21 protein-coding genes are annotated in these 21,742 nt (G+C 68.1%); 7 read left to right on the forward strand and 14 right to left on the reverse strand.

Annotated elements, in window-relative coordinates; genetic code table 11:
• Positions 1-64: 64 nt before the first annotated feature.
• The 7 genes from ACWEWT_RS03735 to ACWEWT_RS03765 form a co-directional block, all read right to left on the reverse strand.
• Entirely contained in the window at positions 65-964 is a 900-nt protein-coding gene (locus ACWEWT_RS03735) for a 3-methyladenine DNA glycosylase (protein WP_452555823.1), read from the reverse strand.
• The gene (locus ACWEWT_RS03740) at positions 961-2,025 is read right to left on the reverse strand and encodes a hemolysin family protein (RefSeq protein WP_452555825.1); all 1,065 of its coding nucleotides are present in this window, start codon (positions 2,023-2,025) and stop codon (positions 961-963) included. The genes ACWEWT_RS03735 and ACWEWT_RS03740 overlap by 4 nt, the downstream gene beginning before the upstream one ends.
• Positions 2,018-3,415: a hemolysin family protein gene (locus tag ACWEWT_RS03745; protein ID WP_452555827.1), complete on the reverse strand. Its 1,398-nt coding sequence runs from the start codon at positions 3,413-3,415 to the stop codon at positions 2,018-2,020. Before ACWEWT_RS03745 ends, ACWEWT_RS03740 begins: the two co-directional genes overlap by 8 nt.
• Before the next feature lie 260 nt (positions 3,416-3,675).
• Positions 3,676-5,115: a GuaB1 family IMP dehydrogenase-related protein gene (locus ACWEWT_RS03750; RefSeq protein WP_452555829.1), complete on the reverse strand. Its 1,440-nt coding sequence runs from the start codon at positions 5,113-5,115 to the stop codon at positions 3,676-3,678.
• 49 nt (positions 5,116-5,164) lie between these two features.
• A complete protein-coding gene (locus ACWEWT_RS03755) occupies positions 5,165-6,421 on the reverse strand; it encodes a DEAD/DEAH box helicase (protein WP_452557657.1) in 1,257 nt (418 codons plus the stop codon).
• Between the two features lie 97 nt (positions 6,422-6,518).
• Positions 6,519-7,457, reverse strand: coding sequence for a M56 family metallopeptidase (locus ACWEWT_RS03760; RefSeq protein WP_452555831.1), 939 nt, complete (start codon positions 7,455-7,457; stop codon positions 6,519-6,521).
• A 54-nt stretch (positions 7,458-7,511) separates the two neighbouring features.
• Positions 7,512-7,889 carry a BlaI/MecI/CopY family transcriptional regulator gene (locus ACWEWT_RS03765; RefSeq protein WP_058856263.1) on the reverse strand — a complete coding sequence of 126 codons (378 nt, stop codon included), beginning with the start codon at positions 7,887-7,889 and terminating at the stop codon, positions 7,512-7,514.
• A 312-nt stretch (positions 7,890-8,201) separates the two neighbouring features.
• On the opposite strand from ACWEWT_RS03765, the gene ACWEWT_RS03770 reads away from it, so the two are divergent.
• Positions 8,202-8,909 carry a hypothetical protein gene (locus ACWEWT_RS03770; protein ID WP_452555833.1) on the forward strand — a complete coding sequence of 236 codons (708 nt, stop codon included), beginning with the start codon at positions 8,202-8,204 and terminating at the stop codon, positions 8,907-8,909.
• Positions 8,910-9,095: 186 nt separating this feature from the next.
• Positions 9,096-9,542, forward strand: a complete 447-nt coding sequence (locus ACWEWT_RS03775) for a PaaI family thioesterase (protein ID WP_452555835.1) — start codon at positions 9,096-9,098, stop codon at positions 9,540-9,542.
• Between the two features lie 75 nt (positions 9,543-9,617).
• Here the strand turns inward: ACWEWT_RS03775 and ACWEWT_RS03780 are convergent, their stop codons facing one another.
• Positions 9,618-10,382 (reverse strand): SDR family oxidoreductase, encoded by a 765-nt coding sequence (locus ACWEWT_RS03780; protein ID WP_452555837.1) that lies wholly within the window; start codon positions 10,380-10,382, stop codon positions 9,618-9,620.
• A 193-nt stretch (positions 10,383-10,575) separates the two neighbouring features.
• Here ACWEWT_RS03780 and ACWEWT_RS03785 point away from each other — a divergent pair, with 193 nt between their 5' ends.
• Positions 10,576-12,207: an ABC-F family ATP-binding cassette domain-containing protein gene (locus ACWEWT_RS03785; protein ID WP_452555839.1), complete on the forward strand. Its 1,632-nt coding sequence runs from the start codon at positions 10,576-10,578 to the stop codon at positions 12,205-12,207.
• 82 nt (positions 12,208-12,289) lie between these two features.
• Positions 12,290-12,523 (forward strand): helix-turn-helix domain-containing protein, encoded by a 234-nt coding sequence (locus ACWEWT_RS03790; RefSeq protein ID WP_280422023.1) that lies wholly within the window; start codon positions 12,290-12,292, stop codon positions 12,521-12,523.
• Between the two features lie 82 nt (positions 12,524-12,605).
• Here ACWEWT_RS03790 and ACWEWT_RS03795 read toward each other — a convergent pair whose 3' ends face one another.
• The 4 genes from ACWEWT_RS03795 to ACWEWT_RS03810 all read right to left on the reverse strand — a co-directional run bounded on the left by ACWEWT_RS03795 (position 12,606) and on the right by ACWEWT_RS03810 (position 15,111).
• Positions 12,606-13,568 (reverse strand): hypothetical protein, encoded by a 963-nt coding sequence (locus ACWEWT_RS03795; protein ID WP_452555841.1) that lies wholly within the window; start codon positions 13,566-13,568, stop codon positions 12,606-12,608.
• Between the two features lie 12 nt (positions 13,569-13,580).
• Complete coding sequence (locus ACWEWT_RS03800) at positions 13,581-14,021, reverse strand: hypothetical protein (protein WP_452555842.1); 441 nt, start codon at positions 14,019-14,021, stop codon at positions 13,581-13,583.
• Positions 14,022-14,233: 212 nt separating this feature from the next.
• Positions 14,234-14,650 carry an acyl-CoA thioesterase gene (locus ACWEWT_RS03805; protein WP_452555844.1) on the reverse strand — a complete coding sequence of 139 codons (417 nt, stop codon included), beginning with the start codon at positions 14,648-14,650 and terminating at the stop codon, positions 14,234-14,236.
• A 38-nt stretch (positions 14,651-14,688) separates the two neighbouring features.
• The gene (locus ACWEWT_RS03810; protein WP_452557658.1) at positions 14,689-15,111 is read right to left on the reverse strand and encodes a cupin domain-containing protein; all 423 of its coding nucleotides are present in this window, start codon (positions 15,109-15,111) and stop codon (positions 14,689-14,691) included.
• A 145-nt stretch (positions 15,112-15,256) separates the two neighbouring features.
• Here ACWEWT_RS03810 and ACWEWT_RS03815 point away from each other — a divergent pair, with 145 nt between their 5' ends.
• The gene (locus tag ACWEWT_RS03815) at positions 15,257-15,757 is read left to right on the forward strand and encodes a MarR family winged helix-turn-helix transcriptional regulator (protein ID WP_452555846.1); all 501 of its coding nucleotides are present in this window, start codon (positions 15,257-15,259) and stop codon (positions 15,755-15,757) included.
• Positions 15,758-15,786: 29 nt separating this feature from the next.
• Here the strand turns inward: ACWEWT_RS03815 and ACWEWT_RS03820 are convergent, their stop codons facing one another.
• Both ACWEWT_RS03820 and ACWEWT_RS03825 read right to left on the reverse strand, forming a co-directional pair.
• The gene (locus ACWEWT_RS03820) at positions 15,787-16,353 is read right to left on the reverse strand and encodes a TetR/AcrR family transcriptional regulator (protein WP_449893010.1); all 567 of its coding nucleotides are present in this window, start codon (positions 16,351-16,353) and stop codon (positions 15,787-15,789) included.
• A 251-nt stretch (positions 16,354-16,604) separates the two neighbouring features.
• Positions 16,605-19,409 carry an aconitate hydratase gene (locus ACWEWT_RS03825; protein WP_452555848.1) on the reverse strand — a complete coding sequence of 935 codons (2,805 nt, stop codon included), beginning with the start codon at positions 19,407-19,409 and terminating at the stop codon, positions 16,605-16,607.
• Positions 19,410-19,756: 347 nt separating this feature from the next.
• Between ACWEWT_RS03825 and ACWEWT_RS03830 the strand changes: the two genes are divergently transcribed.
• Positions 19,757-20,332 (forward strand): Rv1476 family membrane protein, encoded by a 576-nt coding sequence (locus tag ACWEWT_RS03830; RefSeq protein ID WP_452555850.1) that lies wholly within the window; start codon positions 19,757-19,759, stop codon positions 20,330-20,332.
• A 228-nt stretch (positions 20,333-20,560) separates the two neighbouring features.
• Positions 20,561-21,721 carry a chaperone MoxR1 gene (moxR1, locus tag ACWEWT_RS03835; protein ID WP_452555852.1) on the forward strand — a complete coding sequence of 387 codons (1,161 nt, stop codon included), beginning with the start codon at positions 20,561-20,563 and terminating at the stop codon, positions 21,719-21,721.
• Positions 21,722-21,742: the final 21 nt, after the last annotated feature.

A 21,742-nucleotide genomic window follows, 5' to 3' on the forward strand; every position in this document is an offset into this window, starting at 1 on the left:
ACGGTGGAATCTCGCCGATGCGGCAGACGTAGCATCGTCGGCCCGGCGGCAGTGCGTTTCTCCGCTACTCGGGCTGCTGGTCCACGAGTGCTTCGAGGGTATGCAGGAGCAGTTTCCGCAGTTCCGCCGCCCGGTCCGCGATCGCGGCCTGGCGGCGAACGTATTCGGCACGGCCGGACGGTGTTTCGATGGGGATGGGGTGGTAGCCGTGTTCGCGCAGATCGTAGGGGCTGGCCCGCATATCGAGTTCCCGGGCGTCTCGGGCCAGCGCGAAACAGTCCAGCAGCAGATCCGACGAGATCAGCGGGGTCAGTTTGAAACCCCATTTGTACAAGTCCATATTGGCGTGCAGGCAGCCCGGCTGTTCGCTGTCGATCTGGTCGGCGCGGGTCAGCCGGCGGCTGTTGCGGGGGACCGCATCCGGGGTGAAGAACCGGAATGCGTCGAAATGGGTACAGCGCACCGGCATCGATTCGACCACCGCGTCCGTACCCCCGGCACCCAGCCGCAGCGGTACCGCGTCGTGGCGGATCTCCCCGGTCCGGTACACCATCGCCCATTCGTGCAGGCCGAAGCAGGACAGCTGTGCCGGGCGGGAAGCGGTCGCGCGCAGCAGATCCGCGATATAGGAGGCCGTATCGGCACGCGCGCGCAGGAAGGCCGGGTCGGCGGTCACCACCGGGCCTGCTGCCCCGGGCGGGGGGTCGACGCGGTGATAGCCGCGCAGCCCGGTGTACTCGCCGGCGTCGGCCAGTGCGATCCCGAAACCCGGATGCCAGCGGCGCAGCTGCGCGGGTTTGTGACCGTAGTAGGTGAACAGGAAATCGAGCACCGGATGTTTCACCCCGGCCGCCCGCGCGTGCAGGTACGGGCCGGCCAGAGCGTCGAGGCGGTCGCGATGGGCGGCGGCGCGCGCCCGCCACTCGGTAGCACCCAGCACCGAGCGCAGCGCCGCAGCCGTCATTCGGCGACCCGGTGCGTGGTGTCGCGGACGGTGCCGACGAATTCCTCGACGAGATCCTCGAGCGCGACGATGCCGACGGTATTGCCACGCCCGTCCACCACCCGGCCGAGATGGCTACTGGTGCGCCGCAGCCGGGCCAGCGCTTCGTAGAGCGTGGTGCCCATCAGCACGGTGGGGAGCGGCCGGATATCGGTACGCGGAATCTCGGTCCCTGGGCCCGCGGTCTCATCGGAGACCTTGTCCAGCACATCCTTGACGTGCAGATACCCGACCAGGGAACCATCGGAGGCGCGGACCGGGTAGCGGGAGAACCCGGTTTCGGCGACAGCGTTCTCGATATCGCCGAGCGTGGTGCCGTGGGCGCGCAGCGGAATCGTGCGTACCTGCGCCGACGGCACCATGACCTCGGCCACGAAACGCTCCCCGGTACCGAGTGCCTGGGTGAGCCGGCGATGTTCCTCCGCGTCGAGCAGTCCCTCGGACCGGGATTCGCCGATCATCTCGGCCAGTTCGTCGCTCGATACCGCGGCCTCGAGTTCGTCCTTGGGTTCGATACGCAGCATTCGCAGGCTCAGGTTCGCGGCGAAGTTGTAGACCGCGATGAGCGGGCGGGCGATCCGCAGCCACGCCAGATGCAGCGGCACCAGTAGCAGCGCACTGCGTTCGGGCCCGGCCAGCGCGATGTTCTTCGGGATCATCTCGCCCAGCAGGATGTGCAGGATCACCACGATGGCCAGGGCCAGCACGAACGACACCGGATGCAGCAGCGCATCCGGCAGGCCGGCCAGCTCGAACGGCTTCTCCAGCAGATGCGCGACCGCGGGTTCACCGACCCGGCCGAGCAGGATCGAGCAGATGGTGATGCCCAGCTGTGCGGCGGCCAGCATCATCGACAGATTCTGCCCGGCCCGGATCACCGTGTCCGCATTGCGTTTACCCTGCGCGGCCAGCGCTTCGAGCCGGTCGCGGCGGGCGGAGATGAGCGCGAATTCGGCGCCGACGAAGAAGGCGTTACCCGCCAGCAGGAATACGGTCAGCGCCACCCCGAAGAGGTCACCCATGGTGGACCTCCCGGGCGATGGGCAGCTGTTCGCGCAGGGCGATGGCCTCGGCGTCGGCCGGGACCAGCCGCACCCGGTCGATCCGGCGTCCATCCATCCGTTCGACCCGGGCCAGCCAGCCGCCCTGCCCGTCACCGTGGCGGCGATCGTGCCCGCGGCGCTGCGGTAGTACGACGGTATCGCCGGTCACCGGGATCCGGCCGAGGCGGGTGAGCACCAGACCGCCGAGAGTCTCGTACTCGCCCTCCGGGGCGATGTACCCGGTCGCCCGGGTCACCTCGTCGATCCGCAGCAGCCCCGAACAGTCCCAGCCGTCGGAGACCCGGCGTACATCGCGTTCCTCTTCGTCGTGTTCGTCGCGGACATCGCCGAGGATCTCCTCGATGATGTCCTCCATGGTGACCAGTCCCGCGGTCCCGCCGTACTCGTCCACGACGAGCGCGACCTGCATACCGTCGGCGCGGACCCGTTCGAGGACCTCGTCACCGTCCAGGCTCGCCGGAACCACGGGTACCGGCTGCGCGATCTGCGCCAGGCCCACGCCCGCGCGGGTCGGCGCGGGATGGGTGAAGGCCTGTTTGACGTGGACGATGCCGAGCGTGTTGTCGAGGTCGCCGTCGATCACCGGGAACCGCGAATAGCCGGTACGGGCCGCGGCGGCGAGCAGATCACCGATGGTGTCGGTGCGATCCAATGCTTCGATCTTGACCCGCGGTGTCATCAGCTCCTCGGCGCTGCGCTCGCCGAACTGCAGCGAGCGGTCCAGCAACTGCGCGGTGCGCTGATCGAGCGCGCCGTGCTGGGCCGAGGTGCGGACCAGCGATCCGAGTTCCTGCGGTGACCGCGCCGAACGCAGTTCCTCCGCGGGTTCGACCCCGAAGCGGCGCACCGCCCAGTTGGCCGTGCCGTTGAGGAACTGGATCATCGGTTTGAACACCGCCGAGAACGCCACCATCGGCCCGGCGGTCGCGCGGGCGGTGGCCATGGGAGAGGCGATGGCGATGTTCTTGGGTACCAGTTCGCCGTAGATCATCGACAGCGAAGTGGCCAGGATCAGCGCGAGAACCAGGGAGATGCCGGTGACCGCGGAATCGGGGACCCCGATCAGGCCGAACAGGGGCTGGAGTAGCCGAGCCAGTACGGGTTCGGCGATATAACCGGTGATCAGCGTGGTGATGGTGATACCGAGCTGGGCGCCGGACAGCTGGAAGGACAGCGTGCGGTGTGCCTGCCGGACCGCCCGGGCCCGGACGTCGCCGTCCCGCGCGTGTGCCTCGACGGTGCTGCGTTCCAATGCCGTGAGCGAGAATTCCGCGGCGACGAACAACGCGGTACCCGCGGTGAGTGCGACGAATCCGATGAGGCTGAGGACGGTGAGTGCGACGGCCATATCACCACCACCCGGCGGACATCGGGATCCGCGATGTGGACAGGGCCGGATGAGGGGGGAGGGTCGTACATCGGAGGACGCCGGGTCTGTCACCCGGCTCGATAGATGAGCCCTCCTGAGTGGCGCCCTCGGACGCGGGTGACAACTGGATCCTTTCGTCCTGACGATTGCGGCCGGCGGTCGCCGGCGGTTCTCATGCTACCGCGACCGTGCGCGCGGGCGCACGGTCGCGGTAGGGGCGTCCGATGATGTGGCCTGGCTCACCACCCGCCGGGTAGCGGCCGGCCCTCCGCGAACCCGGCGGCCGACTGCACCCCGATCATCGCGCGCTCGTGGAATTCCGCGAGGGTGCGGGCACCGGCGTAGGTGCAGGCGCTGCGCACACCGGAGCAGATATGGTCGATGAGGTCCTCGACACCGGGGCGCTCCGGATCCAATTGCATCCGGGAACTGGAGATCCCCTCCTCGAACAGGGCCTTACGGGCGCGGTCGTAACCGCGGTCGGCGGTGGTCCGGGCGGCGACCGCGCGTTTGGAGGCCATGCCGAAACTCTCCTTGTAGGCATTGCCGTCCCGATCGATCCGCAGATCACCGGGGGATTCGTAGGTGCCGGCGAACCAGGAACCGATCATCACGTTCGAGGCGCCCGCGGCGAGCGCCAGGGCGACATCACGCGGATGGCGGACGCCGCCGTCGGCCCAGATATGGGCGCCCAGCTCGGCGGCCGCCGCCGCGCATTCGGCGACCGCGGAGAACTGCGGCCGACCCACCCCGGTCATCATCCGGGTGGTGCACATGGCGCCGGGGCCGACACCGACCTTGACTATATCGGCGCCGGCTTCGATCAGGTCCTTGGTGCCCTCCGCCGACACCGTGTTACCGGCGACCAGCGGGACGCCCAGGTCGAGATCCCGGATCGCGCGCAGGGTTTCCAGCATCCTCACCTGGTGACCGTGCGCGGTGTCCACCACCAGCACATCGGCGCCCGCGTCCACGAGTGCCTTCGCTTTGGCGGGTACGTCCCCGTTGATCCCGACCGCGGCCGCGACCCGCAGTTTGCCGTCACCGTCGACCGCGGGGCGATAGATCCCGTCGCGTACCGCGCCGGTGCGGGTGAGTACCCCGGCGAGTGTGCCGTCGGGGGCGAGGAGTACGGCGGGACCGCCGACGTGCGCTGCCTCGAGACGGTCGAAGATATAGGACGCCTCCGCGGTCGCCGGGACGGTGACGAAATCGGTGGTGGCGACTTCGTGCAAGCGGGCGAACCGATCGACGTCCGCGCAGGCGGCCTCGGTGACCAGGCCGACCGGGCGGCCGTTGTCGACGACCACGACGGCACCGTGCGCGCGCTTGTGGATCAGGGCCAGGGCGTCGGAGACGGAGTGATCGCCGGTGAGGGTGACCGGTGTATCGGCGATGAGCGATCGACTCTTGACGAAGGAGATGGTCTCGGCGACGGCACTGTTGGGCAGGTCCTGCGGCAGTACCACGATCCCGCCGCGCCGGGCCACGGTTTCGGCCATCCGCCGACCCGCGACCGCGGTCATATTGGCGACGACCAGCGGGATGGTGGTGCCGGAACCATCGGCCGTCGCGAGGTCGACGTCGAACCGGGAGGCGATATCGGTGCGGTTCGGAACCAGGAAGACGTCGTTGTAGGTCAGGTCGTACGGCGGGTGTTGTCCGGGGAGAAACTGCACTGCGCCCATGGTAATCGGGATGTGTCCCCGGCGTGGGGGCCCGGCGGATTCACTTCGAACGACGGCGATGGGGCCTGCGCCCGGAGGGCGGTTTCCCGGTGGCTCCGGCTGTTCGGCCCCGGGCGCCCGGCCCGCGGAAGTGGCCGCGCGGCGCCGCCGGTGGACTCGCGGGGGCCTCCGTGGTGTCCGGCCCCGGTGGGGTGCGTGCGCCGGTGAGCCGGCGGACCTCCCGGTCGCCCGGCCGGACCGTGTGCTCGACGACGTCCACGCCCGCGGCCGCCGCCAGCGCCGCCACTTCGGCGCGCTGATCCGGCGTGACCACCGTGATCACCGTCCCGCTCGCACCCGCCCGGGCCGTACGCCCGGCCCGGTGCACGTAGTCCTTGGCGTCGGCCGGTGGATCGGCGTGCACGACCAGTGAGATCGCGTCCACATGGATACCGCGAGCGGCGATATCGGTGGCGACCAATGCCGAGATCCCGCCGTCGGCGAAGGCCGCGAGCGTCCGGATGCGCCGGTTCTGGGCTTTGCCGCCGTGTAGCGCCGCGACCCGGATCCCCTGTTCGCGCAACCGGCGAGTGAGTTTCTCGGCGCCGTACTGGGTGCGGGCGAACAGCAGTGTGCGGCCTTCCCGGGCGGCGATCTCGGCGAGTACGGCCGGTTTGTCCGCCACCTCCACGTACAGCAGATGGTGAGTCGCGGTGCCGGTTTCCGGTTCCGCGGCCACGCTGTGCGTGACCGGGTCGCGCAGATACCGCCGGACCAGGTCCTGTACGGATTCGTCGTCCAGGGTCGCCGAGAACAGCAGTCGTTGCCCGTCGCCGGGTGCGGCATCGAGCAGCCGCCGCACCTGCGGTAGGAAACCGAAATCGGCCATATGGTCGGCCTCGTCGATCGCGACGATCCGGACCGCGTCGAGAACCGCGGCGCCCTGGTCGAGCAGATCGGCCAGCCGGCCGGGGGTGGCGATCAGCAGATCCACACCGCGCTGGAGTTTCTCGCTCTGCCGGGCCAGGGGCATACCGCCCACCGCGGTGGCGAGCCGCAGGCCCAGCGCGAAGGGTTCGAGCGCCTGCTCGATCTGCAGGGCCAATTCCCGGGTGGGCGCGAGGATCAGGCCCCGCGGCGCGCGCGCGATCGCCGGTGCCCCGGCGAGGCGGGCCAGAATCGGCAGCCCGAACGCCAGCGTCTTCCCGGATCCGGTGGGGGCCCGGCCGAGTACATCGTGGCCGGCCAGCGCGTCGGGAACGGCCGCGGCCTGGATCGGCAGCGGATCGGTGATGCCTTCCCGGTGCAACGCCTGCACGGTCAGTACGGGTAACCCGAGGCGCGCGAAGGGCGGGGGCGTGCGGACGGTGTCGGGGTGCGGAGCGGCCGGGGTCCCGGTCGCCGAAGCGGCGCGATCAGGCACGGAACAACCGGCTCAGCTCGACCAGCCAGGGAATCGCTACGGCCAGGGTCGGGACCACCAGAATGGCGATCGAGGCGAGATAGGCGGCCCCGGCGACGCGGAAATCGCCGAGCGGGCCGGCCAGCCGCTGGATGCGGATCAGAGTGCTCGGCCCGCCCACCGCGAGTGCGCCCTGCGGCGCGGTCGATTTCGAGCACGCCACCAGGGCCCGGGCCAGGGGTTTGGGGCCGGTGACCTTGACCGCGGAATCGTCGGCGAGCAGTTCGATGAGCAGCTTCACCGAGTCCAGCGCGGATTTACTGCGCACGAAACGCGGGAAGGCCTCGTGCGCGGCGGTGAACGCCTCGAGCACCAGATCGTGGCGGGCCCGCAGATGCGACCGCTCATGGCTGAGGATGGCGGTGAGTTCCTGCTCGTTCAGGTTGTCGAGGGTGCCCGCGCTCACCACGACCCGCCGCCGCAGCCCCGGTAGGCAGTAGGCGATGGGTTCGGTGGCCGACAGCACCCGGATATCGGCGGCCCGGCGCACCGGACCGCTCTGGTCGAGCAGATCCACCAGCATGCGGTGCCGGGCACGCCGCCGCCGGGTGTGCACACCGACCCGGATCGCGGCGTACACGAGCCGCGCGCCGACCAGCAGGGTGAGCATGAACACCGAGACGTAGGCCAGCCACAGCGGCAGGCCCAGCGCATCGATCTCGTCGGTGGGTTTGGTCGTGGGGCGGCCGTCGTGCCCCGGAACCAGGAGTTCGGCCGCGATGGCGAGACCGGAGCTGAACGCGCTGAGCACGGCGGCCAGCGCGATGGCCTGCCAGAGCACGAGCGCGGCGCGGGGTACGCGATAAGTCCAGGTCGCCCTGCTGAGTGATTCCGGGACGGGACCGGCGAGAAGCAAGGCAAGTACGGCGAATGCCGGTGCTGCTGCGTTCATCGACTCTGCTCACTGCGTTGTGGGGCCAGGGTCCGAGGTCGGTCGCTGCGGAGGCTAATTGTCCTCGGTTGCTTCGAGCTTAGCGAGTGCGTCCCGTAGGGCCGCGGCCTCGTCCTTACCGACCTGCTCCACGAAGTGCACCAGGGCCGCGGCCCGGCTTCCGGCCTCGTCGGCTTGTTGCAGCGCGTCCATCATCAGACCGGCGACCAGCTCGTCGCGGGTGTGTACGGGAGCGTACCGGTGGGCGCGGTCGTCGCGACGCTGCACCACCAGATTCTTCTTCGCGAGACGCTGTAGCACGGTCATCACCGTGGTGTACGCGAGTTCGCGGCGTGCCGACAGGGCCTCGTGGACCTGCCGGACCGTTTGTGGTTCGTCGGCCGACCACAGTTGGTCCATAACCGCTTTCTCGAGCTCACCAAGTCCAGCCATCTTTTGATTTTACGACTACAACGACGCTGTGCCGTACTACAGGGTGTCGTAACTTCGTGGGATTGATCATAGGCCGTGGAACACCGGAAAAGCCGGATATGTGATGCGGGGCCGGATGCGTGATCGGCGCACCCGGCAGGTGTGGTGTCGCGGCGGCGGCCGGCTCCGGGCATGCGTCACCGCGGGAGGGGGCCGGGGTGACGTCACCGGTCCGTTACATCCTTGTTCGCAAGAAATACTTGCTAGGTCTGGTAAGGCTAACCTATCTTTCGATCAAGTCGTTGCTGCGACGCCGATCTCGAGGAGGTTCGAATGTCCGAACTCGCCACTGTGCGCATCCCCCGTCCGTACGAGGCGGCATTCGGTTCGGCATGTTCCCGGTTACGGTCCCTGCAGCCGGAGCATCCGCGTGTCTATGCCGCCGCGGCCATGGCCGATCAGGGCAAACGGCGCTGGTGGGCGCTGTCGACAGGTTTGCGTGAGGGCCGTATCGACCTGATGTACCGGCGGCATGTCGCCGAGATGATCAGTGCGACCGCCGCGTCGGAGGTGGTGGCCACCGCCCTCATCCACGCCGTGGTCGGCCGGGTCGCGGCCCTGTGGATCGCCGACGGGCGGGCCTGGGATCCCGGGTTGGAGAATGTGTGGATCCACACCGACAACGACGGTGGGATCGACTGGGCGGGCCTGACCGACACCACTATTCGGGTCGTCGCCGGTGATCCGCTCGAGGGTTCTTCCGGGGTGGTGTCGCTACCGTGCGAACGGGCGATGTGGGTATGGCTTGCCTACCGTTGCGAACCCTCGCTGCTGCTGGTCCAGGGTGCGCTGGCGCGGTGTGCGGGTCTGAGTTCACGCCGCTTCTGGGCGCTGGTCGCCGAATCCGTTTCCGGCGCGACCACTTACGTGCCGGACCTGGCCGGTACGGATCCCGTGGCGGGCGCGCGGCGGGGTCAGGGGTTGCTGATGGCGCTGGAAGATCGCGGTATGGCGATCCGGCGGGCCCAGCGGGTTGCCTAGTTAGGTAAGCCTGACCTATACTCTGAACCGGCGTACGGATCGCGCGAGAGTCCCGAGGGCTGCGGTGACCCCCGATCCAATGCCCGCGGCGAGTCCCACCCTCGAGGTGGGGCTCGCCGCTCCATTTCCACCCCGGACCACCCGGGCCCGCTCAGGGTCCCGGGACGAGCATGCGATTGTGGAGCCATGACCGAACAGCAGACCCGCCCCCCGATGTCGATGGCCGATCTCAGCGTCGAACAACTCAACGAGATCAACAAGGGGACCTTCGCGGATCTGATGGGTCTGCGCGTGACCGAACTGGGGCCCGACCGCGTCCGCGGTGAATGGACCGTGACGCCGCAGCTGCATCAACCGGCCGGAATTCAGAACGGCGGGGTGCTGTGCACCGTGGTGGAGACGCTGGCCAGCACCGGCGGTGCAGCCTGGTACGGCGGACGAGGTGTGGTGGTCGGGGTCAACAACAACACCGATTTCCTGCGCGCCGTCCGCGAAGGAACGCTGCAGGCCGAGGCGACCCCGCTGCATCGCGGTGGAATGCAACAGCTGTGGCAGGTGGTGATCACCGACGCGGACGACCGGCTGATCGCTCGCGGTCAGGTCCGATTGCAGAACCTGCCGCACCGCTCCTGAACCCCTGGGCCACGGGCCCACCGAACAGCAAGGGCCGGGGCGGTGCGGACACCACCCCGGCCCTGACCGATCGATTCAGATACCGCCGGTCGACAGCAGCCCGCCGTCCACCCGCACCGTCTCACCGGTGATCCACGCCGCCTGGTCGGAAGCCAGGAACGCGATCAGCCGTGCCACATCCTCGGGCGAACCCAGCCGCTTCATCGGGTAGACCTGCGCGGCCGCCTCCTCGTCCGCCGAGTACAGGGCGTCCGCGAAGCTCGTCTTCACCACCCCGGGCGCGACCGCGTTGACCCGGATGTTCGGGCCGAGCTGCCAGGCCAGTTCGTCGGTCAGCCGGATCAGCGCCGCCTTGGAGGCGCCGTAGGCCGCGATCACCCCGGTGGAGCGGATACCGGCGACACTGGCCACGTTCACCACAGCGCCGCCGTGCTCGCCCATCCATGCCTTGTACGCCTCCTGGATGTAGCCGAGCGCCGCCACGACATTGACATCGAAGATCTTGCGCACAGCATCCAGATCGGCTTCCATCAGCGCGCCGTACACCGGGTTGATCCCGGTGTTGTTGATCAGGATGTCCAGCGAACCGAATTCGGCGACGGCGCGCTGTACGGCCGCGCGGCGCGATTCGGTGTCTCCGGAGTTACCGGCCACGGCGGCGACCTCGCCCTGGTGTCCCAGTGCCCGCAGTTCGGCGGCCGCCTTCTCCAGCGGTTCGGCCTTGCGCGCGGTGATCAGCACATTCGCGCCCCGGCTCAGCAGCTCGGCGGCCACCGCGTAGCCGATACCACGGCTGGCTCCGGAGACCAGCGCGCTCTTGCCCAACAGATCGGTGCTCATATCCGGGCACGTTACCGTGCCCGCCCGCGCTCCCGGCGGGCGCCGACCGACCGGCGGCCGCCGTGACCGGGCAGTGTCGTGGTCCGGGTAAAATCGGTGGTTCCGTGTCCGGACACATCCGATGATCGATGGATGGGCCCACCGTAGGGCGAGCCGGGCCGCTGCCCCCAACCCGTGTTCCTAGGAGATATCTGTGATCACCGCGACCGACCTCGAGGTCCGGGCCGGCGTCCGTACCCTGCTGTCCGCGCCCGGACCGGCGCTGCGGGTACAGGCCGGCGATCGGATCGGTCTGGTCGGGCGCAACGGCGCCGGTAAGACCACCACGTTGCGGATTCTGGCGGGCGAGGGTGAGCCCTACGCCGGGGCGATCACCCGGTCCAGCGATATCGGTTACCTTCCGCAGGACCCGCGGGAGGGAAACCTCGACGTCCTGGCCCGCGACCGGGTTCTCTCGGCCCGTGGCCTCGACGCGCTGATCCGCGATATGGAGAAGCAGCAGGCGCTGATGGCCGAACTGGCCGACGAGACCGAACGCGAACGCGCCGTCCGCAAATACGGTCGGCTCGAGGACCGCTTCTCCGCGCTCGGCGGGTATGTGGCCGAAAGTGAGGCGGCCCGGATCTGCAACAGCCTCGGGCTGCCGGACCGGGTGCTGGACCAGGCGCTGCGCACCCTCTCGGGCGGTCAGCGCCGGCGAATCGAATTGGCGCGCATCCTGTTCGCCGCCTCCGACGGCAGCGGCGGCCGGTCCGACACCACCCTGCTGCTGGACGAGCCCACCAACCACCTGGACGCCGATTCCATCACCTGGCTGCGCGGTTTCCTGCAGAACCACGATGGTGGCCTGATCGTGATCAGCCACGATGTCGAACTGCTCGCCGACGTGGTCAACAAGGTCTGGTTCCTCGACGCGGTACGCGGCGAGGCCGATGTCTACAACATGGGCTGGCAGAAATATCTCGATGCCCGCGCGACCGATGAGCAGCGGCGCCGCCGGGAGCGGGCCAATGCGGAGAAGAAGGCCTCGGCGCTGCGGGCTCAGGCCGCCAAACTGGGCGCCAAGGCGACCAAAGCCGTTGCCGCGCAGAATATGGCCAAACGCGCCGACCGGTTGATGTCGGAACTGGACGAGGTACGCGTGGCCGACAAGGTCGCCCGGATCAAATTCCCCGAACCGGCTCCCTGCGGTAAGACCCCGTTGATGGCGGAGAACCTCACCAAGGTCTACGGCTCGCTGGAGATCTTCACCGGCGTGGATCTCGCCATCGACCGGGGCAGCCGGGTGGTGGTGCTCGGGCTCAACGGTGCCGGTAAGACCACCCTGCTGCGGTTGCTGGCCGGTACCGAGGAGCCCACCGCCGGTGGGCTGGTGCCGGGGCACGGGCTCAAGGTGGGGTACTTCGCCCAGGAGCACGACACCCTCGACGACGCGGCCTCGGTCTGGGAGAACATCCGCCATGCGGCGCCGGACGCGGGTGAGCAGGAGTTGCGTGGCCTGCTGGGTGCCTTCATGTTCACCGGTCCGCAGCTCGAGCAGCCCGCGGGGACCCTCTCGGGCGGTGAGAAGACCCGCCTCGCGCTGGCCGGGCTGGTCTCCTCGGCGGCCAATGTGCTGCTGCTCGACGAACCCACCAACAACCTCGACCCCATCTCGCGCGAACAGGTGCTCGACGCATTGCGCACCTATGCGGGCGCGGTGGTGCTGGTGACCCACGATCCGGGCGCCGCCGAGGCGCTGAACCCGGAGCGGGTGATCCTGCTCCCGGACGGCACCGAGGACCACTGGTCGGCCGAGTATCTGGAATTGATTCAGCTCGCGTGAGTTTCATCACAAGAACTCATTGCCGGATGGTCGCGGAGTGCTTAGCCTGAGAGTGACGCTGCTCGGCGACTCGGAGGAAGCCATGGGCGACAGGCCGGTACAGAGCAAGAGCACATTGGGCAAGGGCACCCGCGTCACGGGTAAGTCACGGGACCGCCTGCAAACCCAGTTGAAGAAGCAATACGAGGCGGGGGCGAGTATTCGGTCGCTGGCACGTGCGACCGGGCGCTCCTACGGGTTCATCCACAATGTGCTGACGGAGTCGCATGTGCAGCTCCGCAGCCGCGGTGGTGCCAACCGCCGTAAAGCCCGCTAGTCCACCGTATTCGCAGGCTCCGCCGCCGGGAGTATGGGCCCGGCGGCGCGGGTCGGCATGCGGATCGCCTCGGGTGGCGCGTTCACCACCCGGATACGGAGCCGTCTCCGTACACCAGCAGATTGGCGAGGCTGGTGAAGATCGGCAGTCCGGTCTTGATCTCGAGATAGGCGAACTGCCCCTGTGGGTTGACCTCGAGGAAGTAGTATTCACCGTCGAGGCCCACCCGCAGATCCAGCACGCCGAAACTCAATCCCAGCGTGCCCATCAGCGTCGCCAGCGATTTGCTGACGGCTGCCGGTAGGAGCGCGGGCGCGAAATCGACCGATGTATCCAGCCGGGAATCCACGCGCCCGGCGCCGGCGCGCGAATCGATACGTACCGCCCATTCCTGCCCGTCGACCCACACCACCCGTAGATCGCATTCCGGGTCTATGTAGCGTTGGAAGATGGTGGGAGCCCAGCGAATACCGCCGAGCCGGTCCAGATCGGCGGCCGCGACCAGCCGGGTCTCGGCGAATTCGGCGCGGGAGGTACCGGTGCGTTTGAAAACAACGGGATCGCCGCGGGTTTCGATGAACGCCCGGGCCTCGTCCGGATCGTTGGTGATCAATGTTTCGGGGACCGCGCAACCGGCCCGGCGCGCGGTGTCCAGCTGAACGATCTTGCGATGCGCGATCCGGTCGTTACCGGGGTCGTTGACCCACTGGGCGCCGAGCGACCACAGCAGCCCCTGGACGAAAGCGTCGCATTCGGCCTGCCGGTAGGCATTGTCGTCGGCCCGGACCCCGGCGGGGACGGCCGCCGGGTGCGGCCGCCGCCACCACACCGACCGGACCTCGTCCAGCCCCGCCAAACCGGCCAGCGACCGTTCGACGCTGTTCTCGGCCATCCGGAAACTGCCCGGTTCGCGCGGGAAATCGCGGAGGTCGAGCCGGAGCGGCACGAGCGAATGCTGTTCGCGCAGCGTAGCTTCCATGGCCGCGGCGTGCAGATCGTCGGATTCGGAAACGATGAGGACCGATCCGGTCGCCGGGGTGCGCACCGCGCTCGCCGTTCAGTCGAAACTGTCGCTGTGGACACCGTCGTCGCTGGTGTTGTGCGACCTGGTCTGTGCGCAGGTGAACGTCGCGGGATATTCCGGTGTATCCGCCAGGTCGAGGCGGTGGGCCCACGATTCGGTGAGCCGGCGCAGCTGTCGATCGCCGAAAGCCTCCGACGGCGGCGCCGCGAGAGTCAACGGCCGCTCCGCAACATCGATCCGCAGGGTACGGGTGAAATCGGCGGTGCTGCCGGGGCGGATGTCGACGCGGACCCGATGGCCGGCCGTCCGGTCGTCGAGCGTCCGGACGGCGAGTACGTCCCGGCACCGGAAGGTCCACGTCCCGTCTGTCACCCGGATACGGATATCGCGGTCGGATTCGCCGACCAGGACACCTGTGAGGGTGGCGACCGCACCGCATTCGGGTGTGTCGAGGAGGTGGAGGGCATCGATCATCTGGATTCTCCGATCTTGCTCGCAGTGCGTGACACGACCCGAGCGCGTCCGGATCATATCGCCGTACCAGGACCGTGGAAGCCGATATCGCCGGATTTACCCTGTTCGGATACCTGATCTTGTTTCGGAAAATTTCCTGCGGCGGAAGATTTCCGGAAATCGGGCGATGGCCGGTCGGTGGAAAATTGTCTGCCGAACCGGCCCGCGGTCGATCAGAGTCCGAGTAGCTCCGGGTTCGTGGCCAGTTCGCGGAAACGGCCGCCCGGGTCGGCGAGCAATCGCCGGGCGTCCAGATCGAGCAGGCCGCCGACCCCCGCCACCTCGGCGGAGAGGGTGCCGTCGGCGCGGATCATCTCCTGCCGGATCCGGTAGCTCTTCCCGCTACCCCATTCGAATACGCAGGTGACCCGGATATCGTCACCGCCGCGCAGTTCGCGCCGGTACTTGATGGTGGTCTCCAGGACTACCGGCCCCACGCGCGCGGCCACCAGTTTGTCCGCCTGCAGACCCGCGGCGAGTAGGAGCTCCCAGCGCGCGTGTTCGGCGTACTGCAGGTAGACCGCTTGATTGACATGGCCCTGGACATCGAGTTCGTAGCCGCGGACGGTTACGGGGACGGAGAAGGTCATGCCGGTGCGAACCCGGCCGGGGGCGCGGTTGTTCCCGTTCAGCGACGTTCGGCATTGCGTTGCGCCCACCACTGGGGTGCGTCGGCGAAGTGGTTGTCGTATTCGTCCTGGGAGGCGGCGAGTTCGTCCAGAGTGGCCTCGCCACGGGCGATCCGCTCGAGCAGCCGGAAGTAGCCGAAGCGCTGCACGCCGGGCATGAGTGCGATGAGGATGCGGGCACCGCTGTCCGGTGTGGCACCGAAGGCGTGCACGGTCGTCTTCGGTACCACCGCGGACCCACCGGCGCCGAGGGTGCGGATGCGGTCCCCGGCCATCAATTGCAGTTCGCCCTCGGCGACATAGAACAGCTCGGCCGACCGCGTGTGGAAATGCGGTGCCGCGCCGTCGGCGCCGCGGTCCATGGTGACCTCCAGGGTGCTGACCGCGCCGTGGGCCTGCTCGGCGTCGATGAGCAGCCGCATGGTGACCGATTCGGTGCGCAGCGTCTCGGCGTCGCCGGGCTGCTGGATCGCGAGGGAGTGCGGGGTGGTGTTCACGACTGCTCCTGATGATTCGTCGGCGAATAATTAGATGACTAACTATATCGTGGCGAATAGAATCTTGTCCATGACGGATTCCGATGCGATCGACACCATCGCGGCGCAGTGGCGCCGGGAACGCCCCGACCTGGATCTCGCGGCGATGGTGGTCTTCGGCCGCCTGGGCCGGCTGGCGATCGTCGCCGAACGCGAGATCGAGGCCGTGTTCCTGGCCCATGGGCTACGGCGCGGAGAATTCGACGTCCTGGCCGCGCTCCGGCGGTCCGGTGAACCGTTCGAGCTCAACCCCTCCGCGCTCGCGGATACCCTCATGCTGTCGCGGGCGGGAATGACGGGCAGGCTGGATCGCCTGGAGTCGGCGGGCTATGTGCGGCGGATCGCCGATACCGGGGACCGCCGGGCCGTCCTGGTCTCGCTGACGGCCGACGGCCGTGAACTGGTCGACAGGGTGGTCACCGAGCACATCGCGAACGAAACGCGCATGCTGTCGGCGCTCACCGCAGCCGACCGCCGGGAGCTGGACCGGATCGCCGGAAAACTGCTCACCGCACTGGAATCCGGGAACTGAGCCGGTCGGCGCGTCCCGGACGAGGCGCGTCAGGGGCGACGGCGGACGGAGGCCTCCACCAGATCCAGCACGGCGGTGAGGTTTTCGTTTGTATGGCCCGAAGCGATACGGGCGATGAGTCCGTCCAGCACCAGATCGAGATAGCCCAGCAGCACATCGGTGGGCACATCGTCGCGCAGAGCGCCGGCCGCCTTACGGCGTTCGAGGCGGGCCAGCGTGGCGGCGGTGAGTTCGGCCGACCGCTGCGTCCAGCCGGCCCGGAACTCCGGATCGGTGCGTAGCCGGCGGGCGATCTCGAGCCGGGTACCCAGCCAGTTGTACTCCTGCGGGTCGGCGAGCATATCCCGCATCACCTGCACGAGCCCCTGGTTGGCCGCGACATCGGCCATCCGCTCGGCATCCTCCTGCGCCAGGGCGAAGAAGAGCGCGTCCTTGTCCCGGAAATGATGGAAGATCGCGCCGCGGGACAGGCCGATGGCGTCCTCCAGTCGACGGACCGTGGCGCCGTCGTATCCGAACTCGGCGAAGCAGCGCCTGGCGCCGTCGAGTATCTGTGTGCGCCGGGCGGCCAGATGATCATCGCTGACCTTGGGCATCGGTCTCCTTCAACGGATATGCGAACCCCGCGCGGCGGATCACCGCGCGGGGTCATCAGATTACGAGCGAACGAACAAGTGACCTGTCGTCACCCTCGCAACCCCGCCGGGAGCGAGTCCTGCGTTCGCGCCCGTCCCGTCGTCGCGTCCCCGGACCGCCTGCGCCGCAGACGTGTGTTTCCGGGTGGACGACGACGAGACCTCGGGCGGGAACCCGCGCCGCCGGAACGGCGCCGTCGAACACGGCGTGATCAGGACCTGATCATGTTCCGCAGCACATACTGCAGAATGCCGCCGTTGCGGTAGTAATCGGCCTCACCGGGGGTGTCGATCCGGACCACCGCGTCGAACTCGATCTTCGAGCCGTCGTCCTTGGTGGCGGTGACGTGCACCGTGGCCGGCGTGGTACCCGAGTTGAGCTCCTCGATACCCGCGATATCGAAGACCTCGGTACCGGTCAGGCCCAGCGACCCGGCCGATTCACCCTGCGGGAACTGCAGCGGGATCACGCCCATGCCGATCAGGTTCGAGCGGTGGATGCGCTCGAACGATTCCACGATCACGGCCCGCACACCGAGCAGGCTGGTGCCCTTGGCGGCCCAGTCGCGCGAGGAGCCCGAACCGTACTCCTTACCGCCCAGCACGACCAGCGGGATACCCGCCTTCTGGTAGTTCTGCGAGGCGTCGTAGATGAACGCCTGCGGCGCACCGTCCTGGGTGAAGTCGCGGGTGTAACCGCCCGAGACATCGTCGAGGAGCTGGTTGCGCAGCCGGATGTTGGCGAAGGTACCGCGGATCATGACCTCGTGGTTACCGCGCCGCGAGCCCAGGGAGTTGTAGTCCTTGCGCGCGACACCGTGCGAGTCGAGGTAATCGGCGGCCGGGGTGCCCGGCTTGATGGCACCGGCGGGGGAGATGTGGTCGGTGGTGACCGAATCGCCCAGCAGGGCCAGCACGCGCGCGCCCTTGATATCGGTGACCGCCTCCGGCTCCATGCCCATACCGTCGAAGTAGGGCGCCTTGCGGACGTAGGTGGAGTCGTCGCTCCACTCGAAGGTGTTGCCCTCCGGAGTGGGCAGGCTGCGCCACCGCTCGTCGCCCTTGAACACATCGGCGTAGGACTTGGTGAACATCTCCTGGTTGATCGCCGATTTGATGGTGTCGTCGATCTCCTGGGCCGAGGGCCAGATGTCCTTCAGGAAAACCGGGTTGCCCTGGGTGTCCTTGCCCAGCGCGTCGGTCTCGAAATCGAAGTCCATGGTGCCCGCGAGCGCATAGGCGATGACCAGCGGCGGCGAGGCCAGGTAGTTCATCTTCACATCGGGGGAGATACGACCCTCGAAGTTGCGGTTACCGGAGAGCACCGCGGTGACGGTCAGATCGTTGTCGTTGACCGCCTTGGAGATCTCCTCCGGCAGCGGGCCGGTGTTGCCGATGCAGGTGGTGCAGCCGTAACCACCCAGGTAGAAGCCGAGCTTCTCCAGGTACGGCCACAGGCCGGCCTTCTCGTAGTAGTCGGTGACGACCTGGGAACCGGGGGCCATGTTGGTCTTGACCCACGGCTTGCTGGACAGGCCCTTCTCGACCGCGTTGCGGGCCAGCAGGGCCGCGCCGATCATGACCGAGGGGTTGGAGGTGTTGGTGCAGGAGGTGATACCCGCGACCGCGACCGCGCCGTGGTCCAGGATGAACTCGCCGCGCTCCGCGGAGACGACCTTGATCGGCTTGGACGGCCGGCCCTCGGCGTTGTTCGCCGCGGACTGGACATCCACCGCGCCGTCGTCGGCGAAGGACAGGGTGGCCGGATCGGAGGCCGGGAAGGTCTCCTCCACCGCCTCGTCCAGCTTGGAATGCGGCGCCGGGTGCTGCTCTTCGACGTAGTTGTGGATGTCCTTGCGGAAGGCGATCTTCGATTCGCTCAGCACGATGCGGTCCTGCGGGCGCTTCGGCCCGGCGATGGAGGGCACCACGGTGCTCAGATCCAGCTCGAGGTACTCGGAGTAGACGGGTTCGGCGGCCGGATCGTGCCACATACCCTGCTCTTTGGCGTAGGCCTCGACGAGTGCCAGCTGCTCGTCGGTCCGGCCGGTCAGGCGCAGGTAGTTGACGGTTTCCTCGTCGATCGGGAAGATCGCCGCGGTCGAGCCGAACTCGGGGCTCATATTGCCCAGGGTGGCGCGGTTGGCCAGCGGGACCTCGGCCACGCCCTGGCCGTAGAACTCGACGAATTTACCGACCACACCGTGCTTGCGCAGCATATCGGTGACGGTCAGCACCACGTCGGTGGCGGTGACGCCGGGCTGGATCTCACCGGTGAGCTTGAAGCCGACCACCCGCGGGATGAGCATGGAGACCGGCTGGCCCAGCATGGCGGCCTCGGCCTCGATACCGCCGACGCCCCAGCCCAGTACGCCCAGGCCGTTGACCATGGTGGTGTGCGAGTCGGTGCCGACACAGGTGTCGGGGTAGGCCTGGCCGTTGCGGACCATGACGGTGCGGGCCAGGTATTCGATATTGACCTGGTGCACGATGCCGGTGCCCGGGGGGACGACCTTGAAATCGTCGAACGCGCCCTGGCCCCAGCGCAGGAACTGGTAGCGCTCACCGTTGCGCTCGTATTCGAGCTCGACATTGCGCTCGAAGGCATCGGCGCGGCCGAAGACATCGAGGATGAGGGAGTGGTCGATGACCATCTCGGCGGGCGAGAGCGGATTGACCTTCTCCGGGTCGCCGCCGAGGGCGGAGACGGCCTCGCGCATGGTGGCCAGGTCGACCACACAGGGCACGCCGGTGAAGTCCTGCATCACCACCCGGGCCGGGGTGAACTGGATCTCGATACTGGGCTGGGCGTTGGGATCCCAGTCCGCCAGCGCACGGATATGGTCGGCGGTGATGTTCGCGCCGTCCTCGGTGCGCAGCAGGTTCTCGGCGAGGACTTTCAGTGCGTACGGGAGTTTCTCGGTGCCGGGTACGGCCGAGAGCCGGAAGATCTCGTAGGAGTTGCTTCCGACCTCGAGGTTGCCCTGGGCGCCGAAAGTATCGATACTTTTCGTCACGTCAGCTCCACTTGTCGGGTGTGCGGACGCCGTCGGCGGGGCTGTGCCGGCGGCGGTACGTCTCTGGCATGAGGTGCCGGCCCGGGAAGGCGCCGGTTCCCCGCGGTTCCCAACCCTAACAGTACGCTTGTCCTGTGAAAATTCCGGGGCGCGACGCGAAGCGGGTTCTACGGCGTGCCGCGCGTCGGGCGTGGCGGGAGTAGGGGAGCTTCCATTCGTCGCGTAACCTGCTCTCGAGCTGGTCCGAGTTAGCCGGGTGGTGCCAACGGGTACCCCCGCGATTTGTGCCCAGTACGGATTCCCCGTCGCGTCCTGACACGATGCGGCTCGACCAGACCGGATGGAAGATGACCGTCACCCACACCTCGGCCTTCTCCCTGAGGGCCACCAAGCTCCCGGACGGATTCGATTCGGAGACCATGGCAGAGGTTCGCAACGATCTCGCCGACAATTCGGTGGCCACTCCCGAAGGAGCGGACCAGGAGGACCTGGCCGCACTCGTCGATTCGGCGCGGGCGCAGGGGATCGAATTGAGCGTGGTGGTGATCGAGGGCAACCCCGGTCACGATTCCGAATTGCGTGATCTCGCGACCGAGGTGGCCAAGACCGAACACGGGACGGTCCTGGTGCTGAGCCAGGACTGGGTGGGCACCTACAGCGACACCATCAGCCGGGTCCGTCTCGAACTGGCCGAGGACCATGTCCGCGCGGTCCGGCCGGCGGATTCGGTGGATGTGAAGACGCAGACGTTCGTGGACCGGGTCCAGCACGAAGGACTGATCGATCCGACCACGGTCACGATCGTGATCCTGCTCGGCTTCGTCGCCGCCATCGCCGGGCTGGCCTGGCTCAAGGCACGTAACGGTGTGAAAGCGGTACTACCCGAAGACGATTCGCGTAGCGCCGAGCGGGTGTCCGGATAGCCGGTGCTCCGGTGAACCGCGCAGTGGCGGAAACGGTGCCCGATCACGATCGTGATCGGGCACCGTCGCGTCCCGGCCGGTCGGCGCCGGATCCGGGGGGCGGCACTCCGGGCCCGGTGAGCATGCGAGCGCGTCGGTTTTGCGCCTATGGTGGAGCCGGTTACGGCATATACGGCCACCACCTGGAATAGTTGTGACAGCACGCACAGGACCGAGGCGAAAGCGGGGATGTTGGTGACTTCGACGGACGGTGTCAGCGGGGCAGATTTGGCGAAGGAACCGCCGACGCCTGCTCCGAACACCCTCGAGCGTGACGTCCAGACCCTGGAAAAGGCGATCTACGAGGTCAAGCGGGTCATCGTCGGGCAGGACCGGCTGGTCGAGCGGCTGCTCGTCGGGGTGCTCGCCAAGGGACACGTCCTGCTGGAGGGTGTCCCCGGTATCGCCAAAACGCTCGCGGTCGAGACCTTCGCCAAGGTGGTCGGCGGTTCGTTCTCCCGCGTTCAGTTCACCCCCGACCTGGTCCCGACCGACCTCGTCGGTACCCGGATCTACCGCCAGGGCCGGGAAGAGTTCGATACCGAACTCGGACCGGTGGTCGCGAACTTCGTCCTCGCCGACGAGATCAACCGCGCCCCGGCCAAGGTGCAGTCCGCCTTGCTCGAGGTGATGGCCGAACGGCATGTGTCGATCGGTGGTAAGACCTACCCGATGCCCGATCCGTTCCTGGTGATGGCCACCCAGAACCCGATCGAGAGCGAAGGCGTCTACCCGCTGCCGGAAGCCCAGCGCGACCGCTTCCTGTTCAAGGTCGTCGTCGACTATCCCTCGGTCGAGGAAGAACGCGAGATCATCTACCGGATGGGTGTGACCGCGCCGGAACCGAACCGGATCCTCGAACCGGCGGAACTGATCCGCCTCCAGAAGCTGGCCGCGAACACCTTCGTGCATCACGCACTGGTCGACTACGTGGTCCGGGTCATCTCCGCGACCCGCAACCCGGCCGAATTCGGGATGCACGATGTGGCGAACTGGGTGTCCTACGGTGCCTCGCCGCGCGCCAGCCTCGGCATCATCGCCGCCGCGCGCGCGGTGGCCCTCATCCGTGGTCGCGACTACGTCGTCCCGCAGGACGTCATCGAGGTCATCCCGGATGTGCTGCGGCACCGGCTGGTGCTGTCCTACGACGCCCTCGCCGACGAGATCAGCCCGGAGGACGTGGTCCAGCGGGTGCTGCAGACCGTCGGCCTCCCGCAGGTGGCGCCGCAGGCAGTGGCGCCCGGCGGCGCCCCGCCCGTCACGGAGAACGGCAACCGGCCGCCCGCGCTGCCGCAGCAGGCTCCGGCGCCCCAGGTACCGCAGACCGCCGGCACGAACCAGCCCCAGTGACCCGGCCGCCGGACCCCCGCG

The sequence above is a fragment of the Nocardia sp. NPDC003963 genome, from assembly GCF_053605105.1.

What these genes read in the sequence shown, in the direction of transcription:
- ACWEWT_RS03735 (WP_452555823.1), bottom strand. Translation starts at nt 964, where the DNA reads ATGACGGCTGCGGCGCTGCGCTCGGTGCTGGGTGCTACCGAGTGGCGG.
- ACWEWT_RS03740 (WP_452555825.1), bottom strand. Translation starts at nt 2,025, where the DNA reads ATGGGTGACCTCTTCGGGGTGGCGCTGACCGTATTCCTGCTGGCGGGT.
- ACWEWT_RS03745 (WP_452555827.1), bottom strand. Translation starts at nt 3,415, where the DNA reads ATGGCCGTCGCACTCACCGTCCTCAGCCTCATCGGATTCGTCGCACTC.
- ACWEWT_RS03760 (WP_452555831.1), bottom strand. Translation starts at nt 7,457, where the DNA reads ATGAACGCAGCAGCACCGGCATTCGCCGTACTTGCCTTGCTTCTCGCC.
- ACWEWT_RS03765 (WP_058856263.1), bottom strand. Translation starts at nt 7,889, where the DNA reads ATGGCTGGACTTGGTGAGCTCGAGAAAGCGGTTATGGACCAACTGTGG.
- ACWEWT_RS03770 (WP_452555833.1), top strand. Translation starts at nt 8,202, where the DNA reads ATGTCCGAACTCGCCACTGTGCGCATCCCCCGTCCGTACGAGGCGGCA.
- ACWEWT_RS03775 (WP_452555835.1), top strand. Translation starts at nt 9,096, where the DNA reads ATGACCGAACAGCAGACCCGCCCCCCGATGTCGATGGCCGATCTCAGC.
- ACWEWT_RS03780 (WP_452555837.1), bottom strand. Translation starts at nt 10,382, where the DNA reads ATGAGCACCGATCTGTTGGGCAAGAGCGCGCTGGTCTCCGGAGCCAGC.
- ACWEWT_RS03790 (WP_280422023.1), top strand. Translation starts at nt 12,290, where the DNA reads ATGGGCGACAGGCCGGTACAGAGCAAGAGCACATTGGGCAAGGGCACC.
- ACWEWT_RS03800 (WP_452555842.1), bottom strand. Translation starts at nt 14,021, where the DNA reads ATGATCGATGCCCTCCACCTCCTCGACACACCCGAATGCGGTGCGGTC.
- ACWEWT_RS03805 (WP_452555844.1), bottom strand. Translation starts at nt 14,650, where the DNA reads ATGACCTTCTCCGTCCCCGTAACCGTCCGCGGCTACGAACTCGATGTC.
- ACWEWT_RS03810 (WP_452557658.1), bottom strand. Translation starts at nt 15,111, where the DNA reads ATGCGGCTGCTCATCGACGCCGAGCAGGCCCACGGCGCGGTCAGCACC.
- ACWEWT_RS03815 (WP_452555846.1), top strand. Translation starts at nt 15,257, where the DNA reads ATGACGGATTCCGATGCGATCGACACCATCGCGGCGCAGTGGCGCCGG.
- ACWEWT_RS03820 (WP_449893010.1), bottom strand. Translation starts at nt 16,353, where the DNA reads ATGCCCAAGGTCAGCGATGATCATCTGGCCGCCCGGCGCACACAGATA.
- ACWEWT_RS03830 (WP_452555850.1), top strand. Translation starts at nt 19,757, where the DNA reads ATGACCGTCACCCACACCTCGGCCTTCTCCCTGAGGGCCACCAAGCTC.
- moxR1 (WP_452555852.1), top strand. Translation starts at nt 20,561, where the DNA reads ATGTTGGTGACTTCGACGGACGGTGTCAGCGGGGCAGATTTGGCGAAG.